This window comes from Caballeronia calidae (assembly GCF_900044055.2).
GTDB lineage: Bacteria > Pseudomonadota > Gammaproteobacteria > Burkholderiales > Burkholderiaceae > Caballeronia > Caballeronia calidae.
Map to the genome: position 1 here is coordinate 1 of NZ_FCOX02000228.1, position 2,233 is coordinate 2,233.

Here is a 2,233-nt window from a genome sequence, read left to right on the forward strand (position 1 = left end):
TTATCTTTTTGCGACAGCAGCATCGCTTCCGAAGGAGGCCGGCGGGAACGGCGCAGGCGCGGCTCCTGTGTGCCAGAGCGACATTCAGCTCGTCCACAGTCGCGCGAGCACACCAATGGCTTCTGCGCGAATACCTGCCCATCTGATCTTTCGGTCCATAGCCAAGCCCATCTCGATGCGATTGCTGACAGCCTAACAATCGTCGTCGACCCGCGCATGCGTTTCATGCTCCCTTCTAGGTGTTTGCTCAACGCTCCAAGCCGCAAGCAAACTAAACATTGACGACTGTTGCGCTTCGGCTTGAATCTGTCGACGCTCGCCGCGATTTTTAGTGATTTTTAGTGAGCTACGCACATTACAAGCGCATGATCTGCTGCAACACTTGCAGTGCTTTCGTTTCATCCAAGCGGCCGGTCCGCGCCTTTCCGGCCAGTGTTTTGAGCAGTGCCTCGGCAATCGGTGCGATACCCTGCAATGTTTCGAGGCTGGTGGTGAGCGTGGGGGAATGAGCCTCCGGCAAATCAGCCGTCGCTAAGGTCGCTGTCCCATCGTCTAAGGGTTTCATCGACAGATCTTCATTTGAGGTCTGTGGTGACGGTGGTTCAGCCGCAGATTCTGGCAACGCGACTGCCGAAAGAGTGAGGTGATCCGCAGCAACCGGTGACGCGTGTTCACCTTGGGGGCTTGTCACTGTCGGGGCCTCCTGCGGCGACGCTGGTGCGCGGGATTTTGCGCTCAGATGCGCCTTGTCCGGTCGCGGCTGAGCGGATAATCGGCGCGAAGGCGGCGACAGCAAGTCGGCGATCGCTTCGGGCACGTCGGTCGGTTTGCGCGGTTTGTCCAGCCAACCCGCGGGCAAGCCCAGTTTATCGGTAACGCGTCGGGCCTCTACATCATCCATCCTCTTTTGGCCATGCAAACGGTGCGCGATATTGGACTGGCTCATTTCCAATAGGCGGCCGAGTTGAGCTTTCGATCCGTTGCGCTGAGTTAACGTATGTAGATTGACTCGGCGAATCTCCGCAAGCGCCCGCGAGTCGTTGGGCGTCGGCGATGGCGTCAAGCCGGGCTGTCGTAAGCCTTTGGACGCTGCGTGGGGCGCCTTTTCGGCATGCGCAGTCTTGCGCGCAGCTTTAGCTGTGCCGTGCTGGGCGGCTTTCTGTACAGCATCGCTGCGTTCGTTCTGAGGCATTTCGAGTTCCGCAGGTAATGGGTGTTCAGGGGATTCGAGCGCGGTAGTTTGATCCACGACAGTTCCACTATTAACGTCTTCCCGTGCGTGGGCCATATCTGCATTTGCCTTCAGTGGGGACTTTAGCCGAGCAATGGTTTCCGGGAGGAGGACAGGATTGGCTTGATCAAAAAATCCGTCAGGCAAGCCGAGGGTCGTTTCCATGTGAAACGCGGTCTCGGAGGTAAACCCTTCGCCCTCCTCCAATTCCTTGACGCGCCTTAGATTTGAATCTAAAGCCAAGGCGATGTTCTCGTTCCCGACCGCAGTCACCAGCATTTTGAAGGCGCGCGTTTTCAAGATCGAGGCCGTCTGAGTTGAATGTCTCGGCGGTCCCCCCGTCTTATATGGCTTGATCGGTCGATGAGGCGCAGGCTGCGAGCGCTCGCGCGTATAGCGCTGGGTGTCGTTTGGCGATTCGCCGCGCCGGTGGGCTTGATTCATAATCTCAATTTACGTCGCAATATGATTGTTCATGATGATACATGAATTATTGTGGCGTCATCAGTAGGCGGTCAGGCAATTGCGCGAATGAGTGTTAATGGTTAAAAGTCACGGGAGATTGTAAGCAACGAGGGATAAGCAACGAGGGAAGATCGTTTGCTGCGGATCTTCTGCGGGTGAACGATGCAGGGCGTGCTTAGCATTGAAGAGGCGTTTGGTAGTCTGGACGATCCCGCAGGCACAGTCCTGTGCATGGTCTGAGTGAAATTCTGGTGAGCGCGTTGTGCGCGATCCTGTGCGGAGCAGACAACTGGGTTGCCGTTCAGGTTTGGGGCGAAGAGAAGCCGACTGGCTGCGCCGCACATCAGCAGGATAAACGCGCGATTCATCTGGTCTCGGCATATGGTGCCGGTCTGGGGCTGGTGCTGGGGCAAGGTCCGCACGGCCGACAAGAGCAACGAAATCCCCGCGATACCGGAGTTGATTGATTCCCTGCTGCTTAAAGGCGCGATCGTGACCATTGACGCGATGGGATGTCAGCGTGCGATCGCCCGCAAG

At 57.2% G+C, this 2,233-nt stretch carries 2 protein-coding genes and 1 pseudogene; 2 read left to right on the forward strand and 1 reads right to left on the reverse strand.

The window, feature by feature from the left end; genetic code table 11:
- A partial coding sequence (locus AWB78_RS49130; RefSeq protein WP_232478130.1) for a hypothetical protein occupies window positions 1-282 on the forward strand: 282 nt, incomplete at its 5' end.
- A gap of 73 nt (window positions 283-355) precedes the next feature.
- Here the strand turns inward: AWB78_RS49130 and AWB78_RS42200 are convergent.
- Window positions 356-1,531, reverse strand: coding sequence for a hypothetical protein (locus AWB78_RS42200; RefSeq protein WP_232478131.1), 1,176 nt, complete (start codon window positions 1,529-1,531; stop codon window positions 356-358).
- A 416-nt stretch (window positions 1,532-1,947) separates the two neighbouring features.
- On the opposite strand from AWB78_RS42200, the pseudogene AWB78_RS49135 reads away from it, so the two are divergent.
- A pseudogene (locus AWB78_RS49135) lies at window positions 1,948-2,233 on the forward strand (ISAs1 family transposase); the annotation flags it as partial.